Here is a 23,539-nt window from a genome sequence, read left to right on the forward strand (position 1 = left end):
TTCGGCGGTGTTCAGCCCCGACGGCACGCGCATCGTCACCGCTTCCTGGGACAAGACCGCCCGGGTCTGGAACGCCGATGGCACGGGCAAGCCCCTGCGGCTCGAGGGGCACCAGGATCGCGTCTCTTCGGCGGCGTTTGGCCCCGACGGCACACGCATCGTCACCGCTTCCTGGGACAAGACCGCCCGGGTGTGGAACGCCGATGGCACGGGCGAGCCCCTGCGGCTCGAGGGGCACCAGGATCGCGTCTATTCAGCGGCGTTTAGCCCCGACGGCACGCGCATCGTCACCGCTTCGGCAGACAAGACCGCCCGGGTGTGGAACGCCGATGGCACGGGCGAGCCCCTGCGGCTCGAGGGGCACCAGGATGGCGTCTCTTCGGCGGCGTTTAGCCCCGACGGCACACGCATCGTCACCGCTTCCTGGGACAAGACCGCCTGGGTCTGGAACGCCGATGGCACGGGCAAGCCCCTGCGGCTCGAGGGACACGGCGCACCCGTGGGTGGCGGAGCCAGGGGAGGGTGGACATTCAGCCCAGATGGCGCCCAGATCGTCACCTTCTCGGATGACAAGACCGTGCGCGTGTGGAACGCGGACGGCACGGGCGAGCCGGCGATCCTCCGCATCCCCGAGTTCGAGGCCCATTCGGCGGCGTGGAGCCCCGACGGCACACGTATCGTCACCGCCTCGCATAGCGAGATTGACCCAGCCACCGGCAAGATGAAGCACTGGGCCACCGTATGGCCCCGCCTCCAGCGCTTCACCGGCCTGGAGGACCCGGCGCTCTGGACGGCCACCCGTTATTGCCCGCCCATCGAGCTACGCAAGGAGCTGCTCGGCGTCTCCGAGGACGTCGCCGTCGAGCAGCTCGCGAGCTGCCAGCGCCGCGTCGCCGAGGCGAACGACCGCCGAGCGGCGCAGCCATAAAATCGTACCATGGGCCTTCCGAGCTTCCTCGATTCGTAGCCCAAGGGCGTGCCATTTCGCGATCGGGGCGCCGAGCATTTGTCGCCGTGCCGGGGCGCTGCCCCGGACCCCGCGGGGGGCTGTCCGCCCCCTCGACCCCGGACCAGCGAGGCGCTGGACCCAGGGTTGAAAAACTGCGCTCCGCGCAGTTTTTCAAACAGGCCGACGAAGAAGCCGGGGTGCCAGCCGAACCCGCAGCGCGGCTGTTTTGGTGGGCAATGTCGCTGCCGGTCTTGACCGGGCCTGTTCGATGAGCTGCGCACCGCGCAGTTCATCGAGCTTGGGTCCAGCCCCTGGCTGGTCCGGGTGCAGGGGCGGATAGCCCCTGCTGGGGCCTGGGGCAAAGCCCCAGCGAAACGACAATCAGCCCGACGGCCTTCCGCCTTCCGTCAGGCGAGCGCGACGGTTGCGTTTGCCGCAGCGCTGGCCCGCTCGGCGCGCATCTTCGCGAGCTCGTCCTCATAGAGCTGCCGGAGCGACGCGATCTCGGCCGGGATGGTCTCGGCGCTGAGCCCTGCCGTCGGCCGCGCTTTGAGCACGCGGATCCGCACGTGGCCCGGATCGCTCGTCCAGCGGCTCGGCGGGTGCAGATCAAATGCGCCGTCGATGACGACGGGCACGATGGGCGCGCCGCTGTCGATCGCCAGGAAAAATGCGCCCTTCTTGAAGGGGAGAAGCTCGTGGGTCTTCGCGCGCGTGCCTTCCGGCGAGATGAAGACCGTGAGCTTGTCGCGCTCCATGCGCTTGCAAGCGGCGGCCATCTGGCGGCGGCTCCGGGCGCTGTTGCGCCTGTCGAGAAAAACGAAGCCGCAGAGGTACATCGTGAGGCCGAGGATCGGGTAGTAGAACATCTCGCGCTTGACCGCGGCGACGCTCCCGCTCGGCATGATCGACGCAATCAGAAACGAGTCGAGCAGCGACCCGTGGTTGAACGTCGCTATCTTCATGGTGGTGGGGTCGAGGTTCTCGGCGCCCTCGACGGAGACCGTGACCCGCGCCAGCCAGAGCATCGATCTCCCCCACGTCCGCACGATCCACGGCGACAACGTGCGTGAAAAAAGGCCCAAGGTCAGCAGCGTGATCGTCGAGCCCACGATCCCGATCCCGATCCCACACACCCAGCTCGCGAGGAGCTGCCAGAAGCGGCGCATCCGCGGATGCTTTCACGGATGCGGCGGCAAAAACACCAAGAACGGCATGGGTTCGCAATTTTGGGGAGCTTCGAGGCGACTTCTGCTGCGGGAGAGCGGCACCTTCGTTCTCACGATCGGGTCGACCAAGGGCGCCGCCAACGACTGCGCAATGGAAACACCTTGGGGGTCAAATCCCTACGCGGGCGACCTTGCCGCGGGAATCGCTCGTGGAGAGGTTCCGCGCGACGTGCTGGAGTGCGGGAAGCATGTTGTCTGCGACGAAGCGCGTCGCGGCTCGGGGGATGACGCTGCAAAAGGACGGTCGGCCGGAGAGCCGGCCGCTCTCGTGCTCGAAGACGCGGTACCCTCCGAGCTCCGTCGAGCTGCCCGCATTGAAGACGGAGAGCCCGCGCTCGCCCGCGCGGCTCAGGTCGAAGGCGCGGGGCGTGTGTCGGTGGCCGTGGAGCACGAGGTCCGAGCGGCCGCGGACGCGCTCGACGAGCTCGGCGCCGAGCGAGAGCTCCGCCATGACGGGAGATCCGAGGCGAGCGATGAGCCATTCGAGGGGGCTATCCTCGGGCAGCGGCAGGACGTGGTGGTGGAGGAGCACCGCGACCAGGCTGCCCGAGGGGGCGTCGTCGAGCGCCGCGTCCACTTCCATGAGGACGCCTCGTGACAGCTCGCCATGCGTCTGGAAATACGAGCGGTTGTGGGGAGCGGTCGAGTCCACACAGACGAGGTAGAGACCGGGCCGATCCTCGACGCGAACGCGCCGGCCTTGCATCCATTCTCCGCCTGCATCCTGCCCCGTGCGATCATGGTTGCCCGGGATGAACGTGACGCGGCCCTTTCGGAGGAGCGGCGCGAAGACCTCCTGGAAACGGCGCGCCTCGGCGTGCTCCCCCTGGTGCGTGAGATCCCCCGTGACGACGACGTGATCGACGCCGTCGGACGCGAGGCGGCGAACGAGCGCCGCGGCGCGCTCGGCGCCGGCCGCCGACGAACCCAGGTGCAAATCGGAGAGATGAGCCAACCTACGTGACGTCATGCCCGGGCATGATGCACGCGTTCGGCGACGAACCTGCGAATCCCGGGTAAAACCCTGGCGAGGAGACCGTCACGGGATTCGCTCGGGAGCGCGACGGGATGGCGAAGACGGGCGCGGTTGGGCCTCCAGGAATCTCGGGTTTGCCATGCCCCGGAAGAGGAGAGAGCGGCCGACCCGAACCGGTACAGCTCTCGCAAGGCGGCCGAGCGTGCGACAGAAGCAACCAGGAGGAGCTCGGCGGTCCATCACGCTCGAGGCGAGGGGCCACCTCGCCGCTTCCCTGCGACAGACGTAGCCGCCGGCGTGTGTGGAAATGGCGCTCCGCCGAGGATCTCTTGGTCGAGACACAATCCGTTCGAGGCGTTCCGGCAGAGGGGGGCAACCATGGCAAGCAAGCAGCAGGCAGCCGATCAGCAAAGCCTGTTCACCGATGATTTGTTCTACTTCATCCTGAGGCTCCGAAAGTCCCGTATCCGGTCGGTCGCGGAGCGCGTGCGGCGCATGTATCCGGACGAGTCGCCGGAGCGGCAGGCGCGTCGTCTCATTGCATCGACCTCGGCGATTTCGTTTGCCGCGGGCGGCCTCGTTCATGCGCCCGCCGCCGTCCCTGGGTTCGGTATCGTGTACGAAGGCCTGGGGTTCGTCGCAGGCGCATCCATCCTTACCCGGATGCACCTCTACCTCGTCCTCGAAATCGCGCTGCTCTTCGGGAAGGACATCGACCAATCCGAGCGTGTGAAGGAGCTCGTGGCCGTGCTGGCGGCTTGTGCCGCCGGCGCCGCCGCGCCGGTGGCTGTCGCGCTGACGTTGAATCCGGCCCTCGCCGTGCCTGCGGGAGCGCTCGCCGCGACGGCCGTCACCCAGGCGATCGGGGAATCGGCGATCCGCCGTTACAAGCGCGCGACGACGCCCGAGGCGGCCCCGGTCCCCGCGCCCGCGAGGGGATGACGCGGCCAAGCGCTTCGGCGAGGGATCCGCACCAGGAGGGAGAGCGGGCGAGAGGCTACGCCTGCTCTTTCCGCAGCACCAGGAGGCCGCGGGAGCGGTCGGAGGCGGAGTCCTTGTCGACGCAGGCTTTGTACATCCGCTCGACGGGGCACTTCCAGAAGCGGGTGTACTTGCGGGGATTGACGTCGCCCACGGTGAGCTCGCCGGTGTCCGCGTCGTAGTCGGCCAGGAGCGCGAAGTGACCGCCGCCGAGCGCGGTGTCGTGCGCGATGTTGACGTTGAAGTTGAGCAGGTGGATGTCCTGCGGATCGGAGGCGGCGCGGGCCATCTCGTTCTTGAACCAAGAAAGCGTCGCCTCGGGCCGGTCGAAGTGCACCACCCGCACCGAGACGGGCAGCTTGCTGGTCCGCATCAGGCGCAGCGCGGTGTCGTAGGTCTCGGCCAGCGTCATCCCGTCGTCGAGCACCGACGAGACCGGCAGCCGCGTGGCGTAGAAGATGTCATCGATCGCCGTGGGAAAGCCGAGCACGGTGAGCCCGTAGGCCAGCGCCGTGACGTTGCAGCAGCGGATGGGCTGCTGGAACTCGACCATGCTGATGCGCTCGAGATCCTTCGACGACTTCGGCGATTCGATCATTTACAGTCTCCTCCGGCTGCCAGCATACAAAATCGAGGGTAGGGCGCGCGAGTATCACGGAGCGGGGCCGTCGTCGTCAAGAGGCGCGGACGCGGGGAGCGCACCCCGATGGGACCGAGTCGAAGAGGAGGTCTCTCGACCTCCGGCAGGAGGTCCCTCGACCTCCTCTCGGAGGTGCATCGACCTCCGGCAGGAGGCCGGTCCTCTCCGTCAGAACGTCGTCGGCCTCTGCCCGGAGAGCCCTCACCTCCGCACGGAGGTCGCCCCCCTCCGCCTGTGGATGCTCCACCCCCCGGAGGAGCTGACCCCTCTCCCCCCGGGAGCTCGTTCCTCTCCGACAGGACATCCGCCACCTCCGCCACGACGTCGCCGACCGCCGGCAGGAGCGCATGCATCCCCGGAAGGACGTCCCCCGCCTCCGCCAGGAGCTCACCCACCTCCGCCCGCAGGTCGCCGCTCCCTCGCCTGTCCCGTCTCACCACCTTTTTGTTGCCAAGGTTCACCTACGCGAATGGGTCCGACATCCACATCCGGGACACATGACCCAGGAGGAAATCGTGGCGCACGTACCTGCATCGCAATTTACAGGGAAACTTTCCATTGATGCCACCGCGGCCAAGGACATCATCTTCGACCTGGCGCCGGGGGCTGGGCGAATGCTCAAGCACGCGCAGGAGGGGATCCAGGACGTCCTTATCGAGCTGCCCAGCGCGCTGACGAAGTACGCCGCGACGCTCGGCGTCTCGTTCGAGATCGTCGCGCGTATCGCGACCTCCACCACGAACATCAAGCTGCTCGAGGAGCAGCTCGGCGATGCCCGCAAGCTGGTCGAGGTCCTCGAAGAGAGCATCGCTTATCACGAGGATCAGCGCGAAGCCGAGTTCTCGCAGCTCGCCGAGACCGTCAAGCGCACCGCGGCCCGGAAGGACCCCACCGTCGAAGCTGCATTCGAAAAACTGCTGAAATACGTCGCGCAGGTCGGCGTCAAGGCCGCAGCCACCCGGCGCAAGAATGAAGAGGCGGCCCGCGCCGCAGCGGACAAGGCAGACGACCGCTCGCCCTGAATGCCAAGGCGGGGGGCGAGACGTTCGCCCCCCGCTCCCCCCATCAAAACAGCGTGAGCTGCTTCTTCCGCGGATCCGGCCCCTTTTTCGGCAAATCCGCCGTCTCCTCCGTGACGAGCCGCTCCTCGATCTCCCGCAGGAACGGCGAGGCCTCCGTCGCCGCGGGTTTGCCGTGGCGAACGCGTTCACGCGCGTAGGAGAGAAAGAGGCGCTCCCTCGCGCGCGTCATCCCCACGTAAAAGAGCCTGCGCTCCTCGGCCACGTCGGCCTCGTCCTCGCGGCCTTTGAATCGCAAGGGCAAGAGGCCGTCCTCGCAGCCCACGACGAGCACCACCCGGAATTCGAGGCCCTTCGAGGCGTGCAGCGTGAGCAGCGAGATCCGATCCGCCCGCGGATCCCAGGTGTCCACCTCCACCTCCAGCGCCACCTCCAGGCGGAACCGCTCGGCGTCCTCGCCCGATCGCGCTGCAATCGCGAGCAGCACCACGAGCGCCGCATCGACGTCGGCCTCCGCGAACGCCGGCGCCTCCGCGCCCTCCTCGGGCGCAGGCGCGAGCGGGGCCGCATCCTCGGGCCCCTGCGGCGCCGCGATCTCCTCGCGCACGCGCGCCGCGGCCGTCTGGAGCGAAGGGCCGAGCGGCGCGCCCGGCGTGTGCGACGCGACGAACGACCGCACGATGGCCATCGCGGCCGCCCGCTCCAGCACCCGATCGTGCGTGCGCCGCTGGAAGGGCATGCCCGAGCGGCGCAACGCCTCGACGAGCGCGTGGGATTGCGCGTCGGTCCGGTACAGGATCGCCACGTCGCCAAACGCGTGGGTCCCCTCCCCGTCCTCAGGCCCGACGCGCCCCGTATCCATCGAGAAGAGCGAGGTGCCGCCGACGAGGCGCTCGATCACGTGCACGACCCACTCGGCCTCGGCGCGCTCGGTCCGCGCCTCGTGCGTCACGATGCGGCTCCGATCCTCGATGAGCGGGCGGAGCACACGCTCGCCGACCGTCGGCGAGGGCGCGATGACGCCAAGGGCCGCATCGACGATCGTGCGTGTGGAGCGATAGTTCTTGCCGAGGCGCACCACGCTCGCCGCGGGATAATCCTCCCGGAACCGGAAGAAAAACGAGACGTCCGAGCCGCGGAACCCATAAATGGCCTGGTCCGGATCGCCGATCGCGCAGACGTTCTGCGGCTCGCCCGCGAGGAGGAGCAAGAGGCGGTATTGCCGTTCGTCCACGTCCTGGAATTCGTCGACCGAGACGTGCACGAAACGCTCGCGCAAGGCCACGAGCACGTCGGGGCGGGATTCGAGCAGCTCCACCGCGAGCGTGACGAGGTCGTCGAAATCGACGAGGTTCCGCGCCGCGAGCCCCTCCTCGTAGGCGGCCCAGGCGCGGTCGAGGTCGCTGCCCGGGGGATACTCGTCCGGGGGACGTTGCAAGGCCTCGGCCCGGCGCGCCACGCGCCGCTTCCACCGTGAGATCGCTGCACAAAGTTGTGTGGCTTTGCGTTCGGTCACGGAGAGCGCCTGCGCCACGAGCTGGACCCGCTCGCGCTCCACCGCGATGCCGATCTCCGCGCGGTCGCCGTATTCACGCAGGATCAGGAGCCCGAGCGCGTGGAACGTCATCGCCGGCACGCGCGCGCCCACGTCGCCGAGCAGGACCACGAGCCGCTCGCGCATCTCGTCGGCCGCGCGGCGCGTGAACGTGATCGCCAGGATTCGCTCGGGCAAGATGCCCTGATCCTGGACGAGATGCGCGATCCGATGCGTGAGCGTGCGGGTTTTTCCCGTGCCCGGCCCCGCGACCACGAGGAGCGGCCCCCGCACGACCTCGGCCGCCGCGCGTTGATCGGGATCGAGGCCGTCGAGGAGCGAGGGAGGGGCCTCCGGTGTCGTGGGCTCGACCCGCGGCGCGAAGAGCGACACCGCGGGCCCCTCTTCCGTGCCTTTTTTCTTGCGGCCAGGTTTGTCGACGGCGGCGGCGCGCGCCGGCTTTTTCGAAGGCGGCGTCGGGCGCGGTTCGTCCTCGAAGAGCAGCGCGACCACGGGGCGGCGCTTGATCTCGTCCGGCGAAAAGAGACGGATCGTCCCGTATTCGCCGTCGTAGCCGGCGTCGCGAATCACGCGCCCCGCGCGCATCCGCGCGATCCCCTCCGACAAGAGCGACGAGCCCGCCCGCGTGATGTCTTCGAGCGGCGCCTCCTCCAGAATGAAGAGCTCCGGCCCGAGCCGGGAGAGCAGCCCCCGGTAGCTCTGCTCCACGACCTGGCTCGACGGCCCCACGGACGAGAGCTCGGCGAGGACCTCCGGCAGCGGCACGACGCTGCGAAATTCGGGGGCGTTCTCCGGCCTGTACCCCTCGTCGCGATCGGCGAGCGTCTCGACACGGCTCAAAACGCCCACCGTGACGGGCCGCCCGCAGGCCGGACAAAGCTCGCCGCGCGCGAGTGTCTCCGAGGGTTCGAGGCGCACGCCGCACGCCCGGTGCCCGTCGAGGTGGTATTTGCCCTCCTCGGGGAAAAACTCCATCGTCCCGACGAACCCCTCGCCCGTCTCCAGGGCGCGGCGGAGCGAGAAGTAATCGATCGGACCGTCGAAGACCGTGGTCTCGCGCCCGAGCTTGGGCGGCGAATGCGCGTCCGAACTCGACACGAGGCGGTAGCGGTCGAGCCGGGAGAGCCGCCAGTTCATCGCCGGGTCCGAGGACAAACCGGTCTCCAGGGCGAAGACGTGGGGCGCGAGGTCCCCGTAACACTCCTCGACCGCGTCGAACCCGGCCTTCGAGCCGAGCACGGAGAACCAAGGCGTCCAGATGTGCGCCGGCACGAGGTAACTGCCCGGGCCCGATGCGAGCACCATCTCGAGGAGGTGCCGCGCGTCGAGGCCGAGGATGGGCCGGCCATCGGCGCTCAGGTTGCCCACGCGGGCGAGCGCCGCGACGAACCGCTCGGCGGCTTCGAAATCGGGCACGTAGACGAGGTGATGCACCTTCCGGACGCGATCGCCTTTCTTGTAAATGGTCGAGATCTCGACCGAGAGCATGAAGCGCACGGTCCCTCGGCAAGGGCCTTCGAGCCGCGCCGAGACGGCCTGCTCGATGTCGCTTTGCAGCCGAAAAAGCCCTGGTTCAGCCGGCACGAGCTTCTGCTTGAGCTCCGCCATCCACGCCGGATGCGTGAAATCCCCGGTGCCGACGACCGTGATCCCCTTGCGCCGCGCCCACCAGGCGAGGTGAAACAGATCACAATCGGAACTCGTGGCACGAGAGTATCGCGAGTGGACGTGGAGGTCCGCGTGGTATCGCATGTTTGTCCTTCGGGAACCCCTTACGCCGCACTTAGTCGAGATCCACGGCTTCGTCAAGCCATGGGTGTTCGAAATGGTTTGGCACCTGGAACCCCAGGTTTGGCCCCATGGAACCGGCGGCCGCGGCGGTTTCCCGGACGGACCGGTCGCTCCCGACGTGGGCGCGCAGCGGACGAGGACGAGGGCCGTTGTGAAGGGCGCGCTTCCCTGGTACGCACGAAAGGAGGTCCGGATGAGCGACGATCGATACCACCGCCGCCTCTTCTTGTTCCTCGGCGTGGCGAGCTTCTTCGAGGGGTTCGACACGTTCGCCCTCACACAGCTCCTGCCCGCGATCCGCGCCGAAATGGGCCTCTCGCCGAGCGACGCGGGGTGGCTCGTCGGGGCGATCTGCGCCGGCTCGATCCTCTCCTACGGCCTCGTCCGGTACGCCGACCGCGCCGGGCGGCGCGGCGTCCTCGCCTTCACGATCCTCGGGTACGCCGTCTGCACCGCGCTCACCGCGCTCGCCCGCGGGCCGTTCACGTTCGGCGCCGCGCAGATCGCCGCGCGGTTTTTCCTCATCGCGGAGTGGGCCCTCTCCCTCGTCGTCGCCGCCGAGGAGTTCCCCGCCGATCGCCGCGGCCTGTACATCGGCGTCATCAATGCGCTGACCGGCGTCGGCGCCATCGTCTGCGCGGGGATCACGCCCGCGGTGATCAGCTCCCCCCTCGGCTGGCGCGGCATCTACGTGCTCGGGACGGCGCCGCTCTTCCTGCTCGCCGTCGCGAGGCGATCCCTGCGCGAGACACGCCGCTTCACCGAGCAGGTCCAGGGCACGAGCCTCGTGAAGAGGCCGTTCACGCAGATCCTGTCCCCGCCCCATCGAAACCGGATGCTGCTGCTCGCGGTGATCTGGATGCTCACCTACGCGTGCACCACGAACGCGATCATGTTCTGGAAAGAGCACGCGATGGGGGAACGTGGCTTCACGGAGGGGCGCGTGGGGCTTTACATCTCGATCGCCGCCATCGCCGGGTTACCGCTCGCATTCATCTCCGCGAAGCTGCTCGACACCCTCGGCCGGCGCGGCGCCGCCGTCCTCATTTATCTCTCGGTCGTGGCGGGCACGGCCGGTTGTTATCTCGGCAGCTCCTCGGCGGTCGTCCTGCTCTCGCTCGTGTTCGCGATGGGCGGCATCACCGCGACGGCCTCCGTGCTCGCCGCCTACAACACGGAGCTCTTTCCCACGGAGCTGCGGAGCGACGCTTTCGGGTGGTCGAACCACCTCTTCGGCCGGACCGCCCAATGCGTCACCCCCGTCCTCGTCGGGTACGCCGCCGAATCCGTGGGATGGGGCAAGGCCGTGTCTTCCACCGTCGTCTTCCCAGCGCTCGCCCTCGCCCTGATCCTCCTCACGATGCCGGAGACGCGCGGTCGCGAGCTGGAAGATATCGCCTGAATCGCGTGCTATCGTGCGCACATGGCCGACGCGCCCGATCCCCCCGCGGAGACGAGCCCCCCCGGGCGAGGTGAATTCAAAGTCCAGACCTATGGACCGGCCACGCGGGCGCTCGCGGTGGCGCTGCGCCTCGCCGCCCTCCTCAACGTCCTTTACGTCGCCGCGCACATCGCCACCGATATCGTGACCGGATCAAGGACCGCACCGCCGCTCGCCGTCGCGCTCGGCATCACGTTGTTCTCCGGCGGCCCCCTCCTCCTCGCGCTGCTCCTCGGCCGAATCCATCGCGGCAAGGTCAAGATCGAGGCCCACACGCTCGCGCTCACGCTGCGCCGGGAGCGATTCGAGATTCCCTTCGATTCCATCCAGGCCATCCGTCCGTGGCGCGTGCCGCTGCCCGGTTCGGGCCTCCGGCTCGTGCTCGGCTCGAATCGCTCGTTCCAGCGCCGCCTCGTGCTCCGTGATCCCGCGCGTCTGCTCTCGGCCCTCGGCGAACACCTCCCCGCGGCCCGCGCCACGCTCGATCACCCCGCCCTTCGTTTCGCGGAGGCGCGGCGCACGCACGGCCGAAGGAGCTTGCTTTATCTGGTGGTGAAATACGGGCTGATCCCGCTCGCCCTGGCGATCGTCCTTTTCCGCCTGCACCAGTACATCATGTATGGCGGGCCCTTCGGGCAATATCACCTCTTCGGCCTCGGCCCGTACCTCGGCGCCTTCCTCATGCGATGGGTGGGCGTGCTCGGCGCGCTCGTCGTGTACGCGGGCCTCGTGCGTATCGTCGTGGAGGTGGTCGCGCTCGGCGCGACGTACCTGCTCCCCCTTCGCGCGAAGGGCCTGCGCCGCGCCGCGGAAATCCTCACGGACATCGCGTATTTCGTGCTGATCCCGGTATACGTCCTCGTGCACCTGCTCGCCTGATGCGGCGACCCCTGATAGCCTCGGGGGCCATGGGTGAAACGACGGAAGGTCCGTACCGCGTTGCCTCGCCAGGGAGGCCCCATGGGCCCGAGGCGGAGGCCGCGGCCGCGTCGGAGCTCGCGCGGCGGGCCATGCGCCTGAACAAGCTCGTTATCGTGCCGTGCATCCTCCTCGGGCTCGGGCTCGGCATCGTGGGGTATTTCCTGCTGCGCCAGCTCCAGCTCGAGCTCATCGGGCGGCACATCCCGTGGGTCACGGGCGTGCTCGGCGTGGCGGGGCCGCTGAGCGGGTCGTTTTACGTCGCCGCGCGCGTGTCGGCATTCCTCATGGCGCGGCGGCGGGGCCCTTGGATCGAGGACGTCGCGGCGCGGTACGGGGTTCCGGTCGAGGCGCTCGAGGATTACGTGGCCTTGCTCTGAACCACCACGCGTGCCCGAGGAGGAGCGCCGCGAGCGTAAGCAACGCAGGCGCGCGCAGGTGCCCGAACGCGACCATCGGCGTCACGAGACGTGTGCCACGCGGGACGTCGGCGGCGAGCGTGTCCTCTTCGTCGAAGCGTGTCCGCGCGAGGATTTCGCCGTCGGGCGCGACAACGGCCGAAATGCCGGAGTTCGTGGCGCGTACCTGCGGCAGGCGTGTCTCGATGCTGCGGAACGCGGCGGAGACGAGGTGAAGCCTCGGGGCACGCCCGTCCGGAAACCATGAGTCGTTCGAAAGCGTGACGATGAGATCCGCGCCCTTCGCCGCGGCCTCGGCGACGAACCCGGGGAAAAGGACGTCGTAACAGATGAGCGGCAGCGCGGTGAGGGCTTCGTGCCCGGACGAACCCACCCGCACGACCTCCGGTCCCGGCCCCCGCTTCCAATGCCCCGCCCAGGGCATCATGTTGCGCAGCGAGGGAGAATCGAGCACCGGCGGGACCCACTCGGTGAATGGAAACAGCATGTGCTTGCGGTACGAGGCGCGCTGCACCTTGCCGTTCGCGTCGTTCGTCAGAAAAAACGCCGCGTTGAACTCGTCGGCCCCTTTGCTCTCGTACGATCCGAAGACCAGCGGGACGCCCGTCTTCGCCACGTATGCGCCGATTTCCTCGTCGAAGGCCGCGCCTGCTTCGCTCTTCGGCGCGCCGAACGTCGTCGGATAGACGGTCTCGGGCCAGACGAGGAGGTCGAGTCGTTTCTGGCTGCGAATCGTGTCGGAGAGCTTGACGTGCGCGTCGAGGATCGTGCGGACCGTCTCGAAGGCGCCCTTCTCGGCGCGAAGTTTGTCGTAATTCGTGATGTTCGCCTGGACAATCCCGACTGCGATCGGAGAGCTGCCGTTCGTCTCGGCGAGCGCCGCGCGCCGGGCGTGGCCAACCCCCGCGCCGGCGAGGACGGCGAGGATCCCGAGGGCCGCGGGCAGGGTCGGATGGTCGAATCCGCGCGCCTTGGGCGCACGCGCGAGGCGCACGATCGAGAGCGCGAGGCCCTCGTTCACGAGGAGCAGGAGGAAGGAGAGCCCGTGCGCGCCGACGATCTCGGCCCCCTGGCGCAACGACGCGGCTGGGTGGAGGCCAAGCCCCACGGTATCGAAGAAGAGCTTGGGAAACACGAGCTCGACGCCGACGTACGCGGCCGCGGCCGCGAGGGCGGCCCGGAGCGCGGGGTGCGGCCTGTCGGCGCGGCGCACGGCGAGGCGCACGAGGGCAAACACCACGAATTGGGGTTCGAGCACGGGCGCGAGGAGCAAAAAGAGGGGCCAGACGAGGCTCGGCGAGGTGCCCGCGTACGAGGCCGCGGTTTCGGGGAACCAGGGAAACACGAGCGCCACGGAGAATACGCTCATCCCGAGGCCCGAGAAGAGCGCGTCGCGAAAACGCTCGGCGCGTTCGAGCGTGAGGAGCCAGGGCACGAACGTGACGAAACACGCGAGGTACGACGCGCCCGCCGTGCGGCTGCAAACGCCGAGCAGATACGCCGAGGCGAACGCGCCGAGCGCGAGGACGAGGAGCCGATCCCGGAGGCGCTTCGAGGTCCAGAACCGGCGCAGGCGCTTCGGGAGGGGGCGCGCGCTCATGGCTCTTCGTCCGCGGATTTGTCTTCCTCGACGCCGGTTTGTCCGGGGTCGGCATTCGAAGGGGGGCCCTGTTCATCGCGGTCCGCGTAGGCGTCCGCCGGGACCTCCAGGGTGGCGAGGGGCAAACCCTCCGGGGCCATGTTCGGCGGGACGACACGATCGGTCGGAAGGGGGATCACCTTGCCGCTCGCGTCGACGAGCTCGTAATCGGGGTGGTAGAGCAAGATGGCTTCGAGCATCTGGCCCTTGTCGGTCGCCTGGTAATGCCGCACGTAGCCGGGCGGCAGCGGAAAATCGTCGGGGACGACGAGGCCCTGCTTGATCCGTTTCGTCCCGGGCGCGGGGAACGCGTGAATGCCCGTCTTGCCTTTGGCTGCGGCCCCGGCAGGATCGGCGCCCTCCTCGGCAATCGCGTCCGGGTCGTCGGACGCGGAAGGTTCGTCCGAGGAATCCTCAGCTTCCGGATCCGGATCCTCGCCGCCTCGCGCGCGGGTCTTCGGCGTGGTGTCCGCCGCGGGGGCGGCTCGCGCGGCCAAACGGAGCGTCGGCGCGCCCTGGGGTCGCGCAGGCGCGCGGGCCTCGATGGTTTGTCCGGATTTCGCCGTCGCACCCGAAGCCACCTCGGCGGGCGTCTCTGTGGTCCATTTCCACGACAGAAACGCGAGGACCCCTGCCGCGACGAGGCCGAGGGCGATCGGCCCGAGGGGAAGACCGCCCCGCCGGAGCTCGACATGAACGACGCCGTCCCGGTCGACGGACCGGCGGACGGCTCCACGCGAGCGCTCGGCGGGGCGATGGTTCGTCATGGATCGATCAGGGGGCGAGCGGATGGAAGAGCGCGTGCGCCCAGCCTGCGCGCTCGTGGCCGAACCGGTTCCAGATCGGGTTCTTGCCGCCCACGATCTGCGCGCCCGAGTACTCCGGTGCGCCCGAGCCGGAGCCCGTGCCGCCGAGGAGGCCCACGTAAATGGTGGCGCCCGAGTACGTGGGGTGCGTGTTGTCGGAGAGGATGTAGTCGAAGCTCGTGCCTGCGCTCTCGTAATGGCTGTTCGCGTCCCGGATCGTGCCGCGCAGTGTGCTCGTGATACGTTTCACGTACGCCTCCTCGGTTTCGCCCGGGATGTAGCGGAGGCCGTCGACGTCGACCTTCCCGTCGCCGTTGGAATCGTAGTCGGCGCCCATGTACTCCGCGAACGCGTCGACGCAGTCGAAGCCGTACTGCGCCGCGAACTTGCATGCGCGGTAATTGCTGCGCGCCAGGCGCGGGAACATGGCGTCTTGCTTGTTGATCTTCTGCCCCGTCGACGCCTCCGTGCAGCTCGACATGCCGTTGTCGGCGTCGTAGCCCGGATAGTAGAGGTTCATGATCATCTTCTTCTTCGTCGCAGCGTTCGCGTTCGCGTTGATGAACTGCATCGCGAGCTCCTGGTACTTGGTACAGTTCGCGAGCGCGGTGTCGAGGACGCCGTAGTTACACGTGCCGCTCTGGTCGGCGAAGCTGTCGCGCGCCTGCAAGAAGTCGTTGCCGCACATCTCGAACGTGACGACGCGCGTGTTCGCCGCCTGCATGTGCGACTTCTCGTTGACGATCTTGTTGTTGTAGATGTCGTCGGCCTTCGCGCCCGACTTCGTGCGGCGGATGACCTCGATGTCGCTGTTCCAGCTATTCGAGAGATATTCACCCTGGACCCAGGTGGCGGCGCGCTTGTCGACGTTCGAAAGGCTTCCGTTGTAGCCGGCGAAGATGGAGTCGCCGTACGCGACGACGCGATATTTTGCCGTCGTGCCCGCGCGGTCGATCGTCCACGAGCTGTTCTGCGTCAATGTATTGGCCAACGCTTCGCGGCCGCCCAGCAGGATCCCGAGCGAAAGAACGGCCTGGCCGAGGCGAACGGTCGCAGAATTGCAAAGGGTGCGCATGACATTCCTCTCCTTCTGTTCGCCGGGGGGACGCCGGCGAGCCTTCCCGGTGCGCCGCAGGCGGAACTTGCCGCCAGAGGCGAGGCGACCCTCGAAAAGGAGACGAACCCCGCGCGAAACACGCGCAGGCGTCACCCAACGATTCGCTCGTGAATCGAACAAGAAAGCCGAGGAGCGCCGGCGCGTGGACACGGGAAACCACGGGCCGGCGCTCATTCAAGAACGAAAAGCCAGGAATGTCAACGCTCGAAATGCAATGGATTGCGTGAGGTTGCCATGGGCTCGCGCGCGACCACCGCGTAACTCCCGACGCATTGCGAAATGGAGCCGCGCCCCTTCGCTGCTACACTGCGCGCCGTGCCCGATCCCTCGTCCGAGCGCTCGTCCTCTCCCCTCAAGAAGATCCTGGGCTCGCTCCTCGGCCCGTATCGGCTCCTCGCCTACCTCGTGGCCACGACGCTCGCCGTCGCGCTCGTCGTGTACGGGCCGAAGCTTCTGTTCCCACCGCCAGAGCACGTGATCACGGAGCGGCCGACGCCGTCCCTGCTCACGGCGATCCGCGAGGTGTCACGGCTGGAGACAGCCGAGGTGCACGTGGAGAAGGTCGTCGATCTGACGGACCGGCAGAGCGCGTTTTTCGGGCTCGTCGAGGCGAAAGACGCGCTCCTGCTCGTCGCGGTCGGGCGCGCGGTCGTCGGCGTGGATCTCGGCAAGATGCGCGAGACGGACGTGGCGTTTGATCCGAAGACGGGCAGCGCGCGGATCGATCTGCCCGAGCCGGAGGTGCTCTCCGCGTCGCTCGACGAGGACGGGACGTACGTGTTCGCGCGGTCGACGGATCTGCTCGCGAAGCGGAACGAGCAGCTCGAAGCGAGCGCGCGCAGGCAAGCGCAACGCGCGATCGAGGCCGCCGCGCGGAGCCCCGACGTGATGGGCCGCGCGCGGGCGCAGGCCGAGAAGCAGGTGTCGGCGCTGGCGCGGGCGCTCGGCGCGAAGCAGGTCGAGGTGCGGTTCCGATCCGGAGATCGGTGAAGTCAAGCCACGAGGCGCAGGCTCGCCTCGAACGCTTCCTCACGAGCGATTCGCTCGACGTCGGCGGCGGGCCCCCCGAACGCGCGCGCCTCGGCGTCCTCCGCACCGACCTCGGCGTGCGCGGAAAGGCGCGCCTCCTCGAACGATCGCCGTCGCTCCACGCTCTCCATCAGCGCATCCCGGACCGGCTTGCCTCCGGCGGAAAGACAAAACGCGACGATTCGCTCCGAGAGATCCGCGTGGCCCTGCTCGTCGCGGGCGATCACGGAGAGCGCCTCGCGCGCGGGCTCGTCCGTCGTGTCGCGCAGCGCGCGCCGTGCCTCGGCCGCCGCCGCGCCCTCGCCGACGCAGCCGTCCCAAAACGAGTCGAGGGCGAGCCTGCGGAGGAGGGAGGAGAGGTCTCGATCGGTGTTCTGGGGCGTAGGCGGGAGCAACGGCGAGAGGCGCGCCGACGACCATTCGTTCGCGAGCACCGAGCAAAGCGCGGTGTGCGTCGCCTCCTCCTTCGCGGAGACGAGCGCCCGCGAGATCAGGGCGGCCGGCGCGCCCGCGCGCGAGAGATCACGGGCGAGGGCGAGAAACGCCGGGACCGACGCGCATTCCGCGCTCACCGTGCGCGCCCAGTGGGAGAGCAGCCGCTCCCGCGCGCCGCGCGAGAGGGCGCGCCCCTTCGTCCTCGGCCGCGTGGGATCGCGCGGCCCGACGAGCAGCGGCGCGAGGGTCGCCTCCGCGTTCGGCTCCGGGCGCAGCGGGCGGCCCGAGACCACCTGGAAGCATTGGACGAAAAAGCAGGGCCCAGGCCCCCGGATGTCGCCTCCGACGATGAACTCGCTCTGCATCCCCTGCGTGACGGCGATGCTTCCTCGGAACGAGGGGCCCGTCTCCAGAACGAGGGGGTTGAAGAGCGGTACGATGCCGAGGTGGATCCCGACGCCGCCCGGCTCCTTGCCCTCCGTCGACTTCGTGCGGATGGTGGCGCCGAACTCCGTGTCGAGGTCCAGGACCACCTGGCTGAGCAGGTTCGCATGCGCGCCGAACGCGAAGCGACCCGCGCCGCCGAGCAAATACGTGCCTTGAAAAAAAGCACCGAGCCCGACGTGCGCGTCGTGCGGAAATCCATCCGGTGCGTCCTGGTAGTACGTGTACCGCAGGTCGCCACCAATGCCGAACGCAGCTCGCGCGCCTATCGAATACGACAGCGTAAGGCCCACCGACATGCCGTGCGCGCCGTCGCTGCCCAGCGCCGCGGACGGCACCAGCGTCACGGCGCCCGCTATCGCGAGCGCGCCAAGAGTCGAGGGAATCACGGGAAAAGAATGCTGCATACAAGCCTCCAAGAAAGCTCTGGTGTCCTGGCACCCAAGTTCATTGGATAACGGTCCGCGGCGTGGCTGTCGAGCGTTGCCCTACGGTTCGTGCTCTGCCCCATCCCAATCCCGACGTGACATTGACGAACGGCCGGCCAGCGCCTCTCCATGCCTGGCAGCACGCGGCGCGCGGCTCCCCCCACCCTCCGTCAACCCGGTCGCTTCCCCACGTACGCCCGCGCGCGCACGACGCCGCGCTCGTGGAGCGGCATGATCGAGGGCGCGAAGCCGGCCTTGCGTAGCTCGGCGAGGAAGGTGTCGGCGGGATACCCGCTCCACACGGCGTAGGCGCCGCCGGGCCGGAGCGCGTCAAACGCGAGGCGCAAGCCCGCCTGCGTGTAGAGGCGCGCGTTCGTTCGGAACGACGCCCAGCCTGGGCCGTTGTCAACGTCGAGCAGGATGGCGTCGAGGTTCGAACGACGGCCGATCTCCTCGGCGACGTCGGCGTGCACGAGCTCGACACGCGGATCGTCGAGCACGCCCGGGGCCACGTGCGCAAGCTCGCCGCGCACGATCTCCGCCACGGCGCGCAGTTTCTCCACCACGATGACGCGCGTCTCGGGGCCCACGGCCGCGAGCGCCGCGGCGAGCGTCGCGCCGAACCCGAGCCCGCCGATCAGGATCGACGCGGGTGAACGGTCGTTCCGTACGACCCCGGCGAGGGCGCCGAACGTACGTTCGGTTTCCAAGGCTTTGCTGGAAAGGATGGGAGTTTGGCCGAGCAGAAGCTCGTGATGCGTGCCGAGATCACGGAGCACGAGCGTCTGACCGGCCTCTTCGAGGACACGAACGACAGCAACCACCCCCGGAGTTTACCCCGCGCGGACGATTTCTCGTACACTGCGCGCCGCAATGGTCGAAGAAGTGAAGGCGAGCGCGAACGCGGCGCCTCCCGCAGAGCCGGCGAGCGGGGGGCAGAAGCCAGGGAGTTCGGCGAAGGACGCCGGAGGCGAGCCGAAGGTGTCCATCGGCGTGCTGAAGGAGATCGAGCCACGCGAGCGGCGCGTGGCAGCGACGCCGGCGTCCGTCGGGCGGCTCGTGAAGATGGGCCTCGCCGTGATCGTCGAGAGCGGGGCCGGCGCATCCGCAGGGTTCGAGGACGCAGCGTACGCCGAGGCGGGCGCGCAGATCGTGCCCAAGGCGGCCGACGTGATCCGCGAGGCGGACGTGATCACGAAGGTCCGGCCACCGGGCGCGCACCCGGAGACGGGCGAGCACGAGGCGGATCAGCTCCGCGCCGGGCAAAAGCTCATCTCGTTCCTCTGGCCCGCGCAGAACAAGGAGCTCGTCGAGCGTCTCGCCAAACGCAAGGCGACGGTGCTCGCGATGGACGCGGTCCCGCGCATCACGCGCGCGCAGAAGCTCGACGCGCTCTCCGCGACGGCGAACGTGAACGGCTACCGGGCCGTGATCGAGGCGGCGTCGCACTACGGGCGGCTGCTCGGCGGGCAGGTGACGGCCGCGGGGCGCATCAAGCCCGCGCAGGTCTTCATCATCGGCGCGGGCGTCGCGGGGCTCGCGGCGATCGGCGCCGCGCGCGCCTTGGGAGCGATGGTGAAGGCCTTCGACACGCGCCCCGTCGTGCGCGAGCAGGTCACGAGCATGGGCGCGGATTTCGTCCCGTTCGAGTTCCAGGGCGAGACGGGCGAAGGCCAAGGCGGCTACGCGAAGGAGGTGAGCGACGCGTACCTCGCGGCCGAGCAGCAGCTCATCGCGGAGCACTGCCGGACGAGCGACATCGTCATCACGACCGCGCTGATCCCCGGGAAAAAAGCGCCCGAGCTCATCACGTCGGGCGCGGTCGTGGGCATGCACCGCGGCTCGGTGATCGTGGACCTCGCGGCCGAGCAAGGCGGCAACTGCGCGCTCACCGAGCGGGATCGCACGGTGGAGCGGTACGGCGTGACGATCGTGGGGCACACGGATCTCACGAGCCGGATGGCGCTCCAGGCGAGCGAGCTCTACGCCATGACGATCGTGAACCTGATCGACGAGATCATGGGCAAAAAGAAGACGTGGGAGCTCTCGCTCGACGACGAGATCCAGCGCGGGATGCTGGTCTTGCTCGACGGCGAGCTGAAGTGGCCGCCGCCGCGCCCCGAGATCCGAGGCGGCGCGCCCGCGCCCGCGCCGAAGCCGCCCGCGCATGCGCCGAAGCCGGAGGTGCCCGAGAGCCCGTGGCCCGGGCGGATCGGCACGGCCCTCGCGCTCGCGTTCCTCACGCCCGTGGGCCTCTTCGGCAGCCAGGAGCTCGTGCAACACCTGACGGTTTTCCTGCTCGCGTGTGTCGTCGGCTGGCACCTCGTCTGGAACGTGACGCCCGCGCTCCACACGCCGCTGATGAGCGTCACCAACGCGATCAGCGGCATCATCGTGATCGGCGGGATGCTGCTCGCGGCGAACGGCGGCGGAGGCGGCGCGCCCGTCGCGGCGCTGCTCGGCGCGGTCGCGGTCTTGCTCGCGTCGATCAACGTGGCCGGTGGTTTCCTCGTGACGCAGCGGATGCTGCGTATGTTCCGGAAGTGAGAGGCCGATGCGAATCACCCTCGTGAACGTCGCTTACCTCGTCGCGAGCCTCTTGTTCGTGCTGTCCCTCCGCGGGCTCAGCGCGCAACAATCGGCCCGTCGCGGCAACCTCCTCGGCACGCTCGGCATGCTCCTCGCGGTCGCCGTCACGCTCGGCGCCGTGGTGGCGCCGGACAACAAGGCCCTCGCGGCCGGCCCCTCGGATCTCGGCCTCCTCGCCGCGTCGATCGGCGTGGGCGCCGTGATCGGCGCGGTGCTCGCGGCGCGCGTCGCGATGACGAGCATGCCCGAGCTCGTGGCGGTGCTGCACAGCTTCGTCGGCGCGGCCGCGGCGCTCGTGGGCATCGGGAGCGAGATGAACGGCGTGCGCGCCGGCGGGGCGCCGGATGTCGCGCACCACGTGGAGATCCACGCGGGCGTGTTCATCGGCGCCATCACCTTCACCGGCTCGGTCATCGCGTTCCTCAAGCTGCGCGGCACGATCGGATCGAAGCCGCTCGTGCTGCCCGCTCGGCACGCGCTGAACGCGTCCTTGGTCTTCGCGTGTATCTTCCTCGCCGTCGCGGCCTTCCGCGGGGGCGAGGCCGTGCGCGTGCCGTACCTGCTCGCGTCCACGGGCGTCGCCAGCGTGCTCGGCGCGCACCTCGTGCTCGCGATCGGCGGCGGCGACATGCCCGTCGTCGTCTCGCTGCTGAACAGCTACTCGGGCTGGGCAGCGTCCGCGGCGGGCTTCATGCTCGGCAACGATCTGCTCATCGTGACCGGCGCGCTCGTCGGGAGTTCGGGCGCGATCCTGAGCTACATCATGTGCAAGGCGATGAACCGCTCCATCTGGAACGTGGTCTTCGCAGGCTTCGGCGATCAGGGCGGCGTGGTGCCAGCGGCGAAGAAGGGCGAGCCGGCGAAGAAGGTGAACGAGACGAACATCGACGGCGCGGCCGATCTGCTGCTCGGGGCGAAAAACGTGATCGTGGTGCCCGGCTACGGCATGGCCGTCGCGCAGGCGCAACACGCGGTCAAGGAGATCACGACGCTGCTCGAGCGACGCGGGACGAAGGCGCGATACGCGATCCACCCCGTCGCGGGCCGCCTGCCCGGGCACATGAACGTGCTGCTCGCCGAGGCGAACGTCTCGTACGAGGCCGTGAAGGAGATGGAGGAGATCAACGAGGACTTCGAGGAGACCGACGTCGTCGTCGTCATCGGCGCGAACGACATCGTGAACCCGAGCGCGCTCGATGATCCCGGGAGCCCGATCTACGGCATGCCCGTGCTCGAAGTGTGGAAGGCCGGGCGCGTGATCATGCTGAAGCGCGGCATGGCCGCGGGCTACGCGGGCGTCGACAACCCGCTCTGCTACCTCGACAACACGCTCATGCTCTTCGGCGACGCGAAGGCGAGCGTGCAGAAGCTGCTCCACGCGGTCTCCGCCCGCGCCGAACAACAAGCGGCCTGATCCAGGCCGCGCGATTCACGAACACCACGTCGTCTCTCATGCGCGAGATCGATCTCCAAGAAGCAGCCGCGACAGCGCGGGCCGCGGTGGAGGCCGCGACCGCCGCGAGCCTCGTGCACTTCCGGCGCGGCGTCCGGGTGGAGACGAAGCCCGATCGAACGCTCGTCACGGCCGCGGATCGTGACGCCGAGGCGGCCATCTTCGGCGTCATCCGCGCGCGCTTCCCCGATCACGCCCTGCTCGGCGAGGAGACGGGCGCGCACGAAGGCGCGGACGCCGAGGCGCGCTGGATCGTCGATCCGCTCGACGGCACGCGGGGTTTTACGCGCGGCGGCTCGTTCTGGGGGCCGCTCGTGGCCCTCGAACATCGCGGCGTGGTCGTGGCGGGCGCGATGGCCCTGCCCGCGCTCGGCGAGACGTACTGGGCGGCCCGGGGCCTCGGCGCGTTCCGTCGCGTGGGCGAGGAGCCGCCCGAGCGCCTCGCCGTCTCGGGCATCACGGACCTCGCGGACGCGACGCTCTCCCTCGGCGAGCCCCGCTGCTTGCTCGCCCCGCCCCTCGGCGAGCGCGTGACGCGCCTCGCGCTGTCCGCGGCGCAGGCACGTTGTTACGGGGATCTGGCCGGCTGCGCGCTCGTGCTCACGGGCCGCGCCGAGGCGTGGATCGAGGCGGGCGTGCAGATATGGGACATCGCCGCGCTCGCCGTCCTCGTCGAGGAGGCGGGCGGGCGGTTCACCGATTTCGAGGGCCGTCCGACCGTCGCCTCGGGCCATTGCGTGGCCTCGAATGGCATACTGCACGAGCGCGTCCTCGCCGCGCTCGCCTGATCTTCCAGAATCCACGACACGCGGATACGATCGCGCGCATGTCGGACGACGCTGGCTGGATCTTCGACCACGTGAGAACGCTCGTACGCGCGGGGACCACGAAGAAGGAGCTTTTCGATTCGGTGCAGGCGATGTGCCGTGATCCGAAGTACGACGAGGTCGCCCCGAAGGTGCGCGGCTACGCGGCGAAGTTATGGAGCCGGGCCGAGGCCGAGGAGCGCGGGTGGAAGGACGTGAGCACGAACGACCGCATCGACGCGGCCTTCGAGGACCTCACGAAGCGCGGGGTCTTCACCGCGCAGAACTTCACTTGCTGTAGCTCCTGCGGACACGGCGAGGCCTGGGGCGCGATGTCCGAGAGCCGCGCGCGCGGCTACGTGTTTTACCACCAGCAGGACACCGAGCGCGGCGTCGAGGGTGGCGGGCTCATGCTCGCATATGGAGCGCACGAGGAAGGGTCCGCTGCGATCGAGGCCGTGGGCCGCGAGATCTGTGACGCGCTCGATCGGTTCGGCGTCCCCTGGACGTGGAACGGGAGCTCCGACACGCGGATCGAGATCGAGCCGTTCGAATGGCGAAAGCGGCGCGCCTCGGCGCGGCCGCCGATTCCGCTCGGCACGCGCGGAACGGTCCTCCCCCGCCCCGAACGCAGCCCCGCCGAGGCCGAGGCTCTCGACGGCGCGCCCGCTCCGCCCGCCGAACCTCCGCCCGCGGTCACGCTGCGCCACGGAGACGGCCGCGAATGGTCGGCCTGGACCGAATTCAACGCCCTCCGCATCCGCATCAAGGACAGCGACGGCGACATCGTCGAGCGCAAGCGCGCCTGCCGCGACCCCCGCGCAGAGCTCGACGGGATCGTCGCCGAGCTCCGCGCCGACGGTTTTTCCTGAACG

At 69.1% G+C, this 23,539-nt stretch carries 20 protein-coding genes; 11 read left to right on the forward strand and 9 right to left on the reverse strand.

The window, feature by feature from the left end; all coding sequences use genetic code 11:
- On the forward strand, positions 1-928 hold a 928-nt coding region (locus QHF89_RS38870; RefSeq protein WP_284721493.1), incomplete at its 5' end, for a WD40 repeat domain-containing protein.
- 428 nt (positions 929-1,356) lie between these two features.
- Here the strand turns inward: QHF89_RS38870 and QHF89_RS38875 are convergent.
- Positions 1,357-2,118: a lysophospholipid acyltransferase family protein gene (locus QHF89_RS38875; RefSeq protein WP_136968404.1), complete on the reverse strand. Its 762-nt coding sequence runs from the start codon at positions 2,116-2,118 to the stop codon at positions 1,357-1,359.
- Positions 2,119-2,287: 169 nt separating this feature from the next.
- Positions 2,288-3,148, reverse strand: a complete 861-nt coding sequence (locus QHF89_RS38880) for a metallophosphoesterase family protein (RefSeq protein WP_136968403.1) — start codon at positions 3,146-3,148, stop codon at positions 2,288-2,290.
- 384 nt (positions 3,149-3,532) lie between these two features.
- On the opposite strand from QHF89_RS38880, the gene QHF89_RS38885 reads away from it, so the two are divergent.
- The gene (locus QHF89_RS38885) at positions 3,533-4,096 is read left to right on the forward strand and encodes a hypothetical protein (protein ID WP_136968402.1); all 564 of its coding nucleotides are present in this window, start codon (positions 3,533-3,535) and stop codon (positions 4,094-4,096) included.
- A 55-nt stretch (positions 4,097-4,151) separates the two neighbouring features.
- Here QHF89_RS38885 and QHF89_RS38890 read toward each other — a convergent pair whose 3' ends face one another.
- Positions 4,152-4,733: a phytochelatin synthase family protein gene (locus QHF89_RS38890; RefSeq protein ID WP_136968401.1), complete on the reverse strand. Its 582-nt coding sequence runs from the start codon at positions 4,731-4,733 to the stop codon at positions 4,152-4,154.
- A 539-nt stretch (positions 4,734-5,272) separates the two neighbouring features.
- Here QHF89_RS38890 and QHF89_RS38895 point away from each other — a divergent pair.
- Positions 5,273-5,797 (forward strand): hypothetical protein, encoded by a 525-nt coding sequence (locus QHF89_RS38895; protein WP_136968400.1) that lies wholly within the window; start codon positions 5,273-5,275, stop codon positions 5,795-5,797.
- 43 nt (positions 5,798-5,840) lie between these two features.
- Here QHF89_RS38895 and QHF89_RS38900 read toward each other — a convergent pair whose 3' ends face one another.
- On the reverse strand, positions 5,841-9,101 hold the full coding sequence (locus tag QHF89_RS38900) for a UvrD-helicase domain-containing protein (RefSeq protein WP_136968399.1): 3,261 nt from the start codon (positions 9,099-9,101) through the stop codon (positions 5,841-5,843).
- Positions 9,102-9,333: 232 nt separating this feature from the next.
- Between QHF89_RS38900 and QHF89_RS38905 the strand changes: the two genes are divergently transcribed.
- Genes QHF89_RS38905 through QHF89_RS38915 form a run of 3 tightly spaced genes read left to right on the forward strand, consistent with a single transcriptional unit; the run spans position 9,334 to position 11,879 of the window.
- Positions 9,334-10,542, forward strand: a complete 1,209-nt coding sequence (locus QHF89_RS38905; protein ID WP_136968398.1) for an MFS transporter — start codon at positions 9,334-9,336, stop codon at positions 10,540-10,542.
- A gap of 21 nt (positions 10,543-10,563) precedes the next feature.
- The gene (locus QHF89_RS38910) at positions 10,564-11,460 is read left to right on the forward strand and encodes a hypothetical protein (RefSeq protein ID WP_136968397.1); all 897 of its coding nucleotides are present in this window, start codon (positions 10,564-10,566) and stop codon (positions 11,458-11,460) included.
- Between the two features lie 29 nt (positions 11,461-11,489).
- A complete protein-coding gene (locus tag QHF89_RS38915) occupies positions 11,490-11,879 on the forward strand; it encodes a hypothetical protein (RefSeq protein ID WP_136933294.1) in 390 nt (129 codons plus the stop codon).
- On the opposite strand, the gene lnt is transcribed toward QHF89_RS38915, so the two are convergent.
- From lnt to QHF89_RS38930, 3 genes are read right to left on the reverse strand one after another with little or no spacing between them, the layout of a single operon-like run.
- A complete protein-coding gene (gene lnt, locus QHF89_RS38920; protein WP_136968396.1) occupies positions 11,785-13,518 on the reverse strand; it encodes an apolipoprotein N-acyltransferase in 1,734 nt (577 codons plus the stop codon). The genes QHF89_RS38915 and lnt overlap by 95 nt on opposite strands.
- Positions 13,515-14,324, reverse strand: coding sequence for a hypothetical protein (locus tag QHF89_RS38925; protein ID WP_136968395.1), 810 nt, complete (start codon positions 14,322-14,324; stop codon positions 13,515-13,517). Before QHF89_RS38925 ends, lnt begins: the two co-directional genes overlap by 4 nt.
- 7 nt (positions 14,325-14,331) lie before the next feature.
- On the reverse strand, positions 14,332-15,438 hold the full coding sequence (locus tag QHF89_RS38930; RefSeq protein ID WP_232379884.1) for an SGNH/GDSL hydrolase family protein: 1,107 nt from the start codon (positions 15,436-15,438) through the stop codon (positions 14,332-14,334).
- A gap of 357 nt (positions 15,439-15,795) precedes the next feature.
- Here QHF89_RS38930 and QHF89_RS38935 point away from each other — a divergent pair, with 357 nt between their 5' ends.
- Entirely contained in the window at positions 15,796-16,470 is a 675-nt protein-coding gene (locus QHF89_RS38935) for a DUF4230 domain-containing protein (RefSeq protein WP_284721494.1), read from the forward strand.
- Positions 16,471-16,472: 2 nt separating this feature from the next.
- Here the strand turns inward: QHF89_RS38935 and QHF89_RS38940 are convergent, their stop codons facing one another.
- Together QHF89_RS38940 and QHF89_RS38945 are read right to left on the reverse strand one after the other, a co-directional pair.
- Positions 16,473-17,777 (reverse strand): hypothetical protein, encoded by a 1,305-nt coding sequence (locus QHF89_RS38940; protein WP_136968393.1) that lies wholly within the window; start codon positions 17,775-17,777, stop codon positions 16,473-16,475.
- Between the two features lie 209 nt (positions 17,778-17,986).
- Positions 17,987-18,640 carry a polyamine aminopropyltransferase gene (locus QHF89_RS38945; RefSeq protein WP_136968392.1) on the reverse strand — a complete coding sequence of 218 codons (654 nt, stop codon included), beginning with the start codon at positions 18,638-18,640 and terminating at the stop codon, positions 17,987-17,989.
- Positions 18,641-18,689: 49 nt separating this feature from the next.
- Here QHF89_RS38945 and QHF89_RS38950 point away from each other — a divergent pair, with 49 nt between their 5' ends.
- From QHF89_RS38950 to QHF89_RS38965, 4 genes are read left to right on the forward strand one after another with little or no spacing between them, the layout of a single operon-like run.
- On the forward strand, positions 18,690-20,363 hold the full coding sequence (locus tag QHF89_RS38950) for a Re/Si-specific NAD(P)(+) transhydrogenase subunit alpha (protein WP_284721495.1): 1,674 nt from the start codon (positions 18,690-18,692) through the stop codon (positions 20,361-20,363).
- 7 nt (positions 20,364-20,370) lie between these two features.
- Positions 20,371-21,819 carry an NAD(P)(+) transhydrogenase (Re/Si-specific) subunit beta gene (locus QHF89_RS38955; protein ID WP_136933289.1) on the forward strand — a complete coding sequence of 483 codons (1,449 nt, stop codon included), beginning with the start codon at positions 20,371-20,373 and terminating at the stop codon, positions 21,817-21,819.
- Between the two features lie 38 nt (positions 21,820-21,857).
- Positions 21,858-22,646, forward strand: a complete 789-nt coding sequence (locus QHF89_RS38960; RefSeq protein ID WP_136968391.1) for an inositol monophosphatase family protein — start codon at positions 21,858-21,860, stop codon at positions 22,644-22,646.
- Positions 22,647-22,684: 38 nt separating this feature from the next.
- Complete coding sequence (locus tag QHF89_RS38965; protein ID WP_136968390.1) at positions 22,685-23,536, forward strand: DUF6891 domain-containing protein; 852 nt, start codon at positions 22,685-22,687, stop codon at positions 23,534-23,536.
- Positions 23,537-23,539 lie beyond the last annotated feature (3 nt).

The organism is Polyangium sorediatum, assembly GCF_029946465.1.
Taxonomy (GTDB): Bacteria; Myxococcota_A; Polyangia; order Polyangiales; family Polyangiaceae; genus Polyangium; species Polyangium fumosum.

What these genes read in the sequence shown, in the direction of transcription:
- QHF89_RS38875 (WP_136968404.1), bottom strand. Translation starts at nt 2,118, where the DNA reads ATGCGCCGCTTCTGGCAGCTCCTCGCGAGCTGGGTGTGTGGGATCGGG.
- QHF89_RS38880 (WP_136968403.1), bottom strand. Translation starts at nt 3,148, where the DNA reads ATGACGTCACGTAGGTTGGCTCATCTCTCCGATTTGCACCTGGGTTCG.
- QHF89_RS38885 (WP_136968402.1), top strand. Translation starts at nt 3,533, where the DNA reads ATGGCAAGCAAGCAGCAGGCAGCCGATCAGCAAAGCCTGTTCACCGAT.
- QHF89_RS38890 (WP_136968401.1), bottom strand. Translation starts at nt 4,733, where the DNA reads ATGATCGAATCGCCGAAGTCGTCGAAGGATCTCGAGCGCATCAGCATG.
- QHF89_RS38895 (WP_136968400.1), top strand. Translation starts at nt 5,273, where the DNA reads ATGACCCAGGAGGAAATCGTGGCGCACGTACCTGCATCGCAATTTACA.
- QHF89_RS38900 (WP_136968399.1), bottom strand. Translation starts at nt 9,101, where the DNA reads ATGCGATACCACGCGGACCTCCACGTCCACTCGCGATACTCTCGTGCC.
- QHF89_RS38905 (WP_136968398.1), top strand. Translation starts at nt 9,334, where the DNA reads ATGAGCGACGATCGATACCACCGCCGCCTCTTCTTGTTCCTCGGCGTG.
- QHF89_RS38910 (WP_136968397.1), top strand. Translation starts at nt 10,564, where the DNA reads ATGGCCGACGCGCCCGATCCCCCCGCGGAGACGAGCCCCCCCGGGCGA.
- QHF89_RS38915 (WP_136933294.1), top strand. Translation starts at nt 11,490, where the DNA reads ATGGGTGAAACGACGGAAGGTCCGTACCGCGTTGCCTCGCCAGGGAGG.
- lnt (WP_136968396.1), bottom strand. Translation starts at nt 13,518, where the DNA reads ATGAGCGCGCGCCCCCTCCCGAAGCGCCTGCGCCGGTTCTGGACCTCG.
- QHF89_RS38925 (WP_136968395.1), bottom strand. Translation starts at nt 14,324, where the DNA reads ATGACGAACCATCGCCCCGCCGAGCGCTCGCGTGGAGCCGTCCGCCGG.
- QHF89_RS38930 (WP_232379884.1), bottom strand. Translation starts at nt 15,438, where the DNA reads ATGCGCACCCTTTGCAATTCTGCGACCGTTCGCCTCGGCCAGGCCGTT.
- QHF89_RS38950 (WP_284721495.1), top strand. Translation starts at nt 18,690, where the DNA reads ATGGTCGAAGAAGTGAAGGCGAGCGCGAACGCGGCGCCTCCCGCAGAG.
- QHF89_RS38955 (WP_136933289.1), top strand. Translation starts at nt 20,371, where the DNA reads ATGCGAATCACCCTCGTGAACGTCGCTTACCTCGTCGCGAGCCTCTTG.
- QHF89_RS38960 (WP_136968391.1), top strand. Translation starts at nt 21,858, where the DNA reads ATGCGCGAGATCGATCTCCAAGAAGCAGCCGCGACAGCGCGGGCCGCG.
- QHF89_RS38965 (WP_136968390.1), top strand. Translation starts at nt 22,685, where the DNA reads ATGTCGGACGACGCTGGCTGGATCTTCGACCACGTGAGAACGCTCGTA.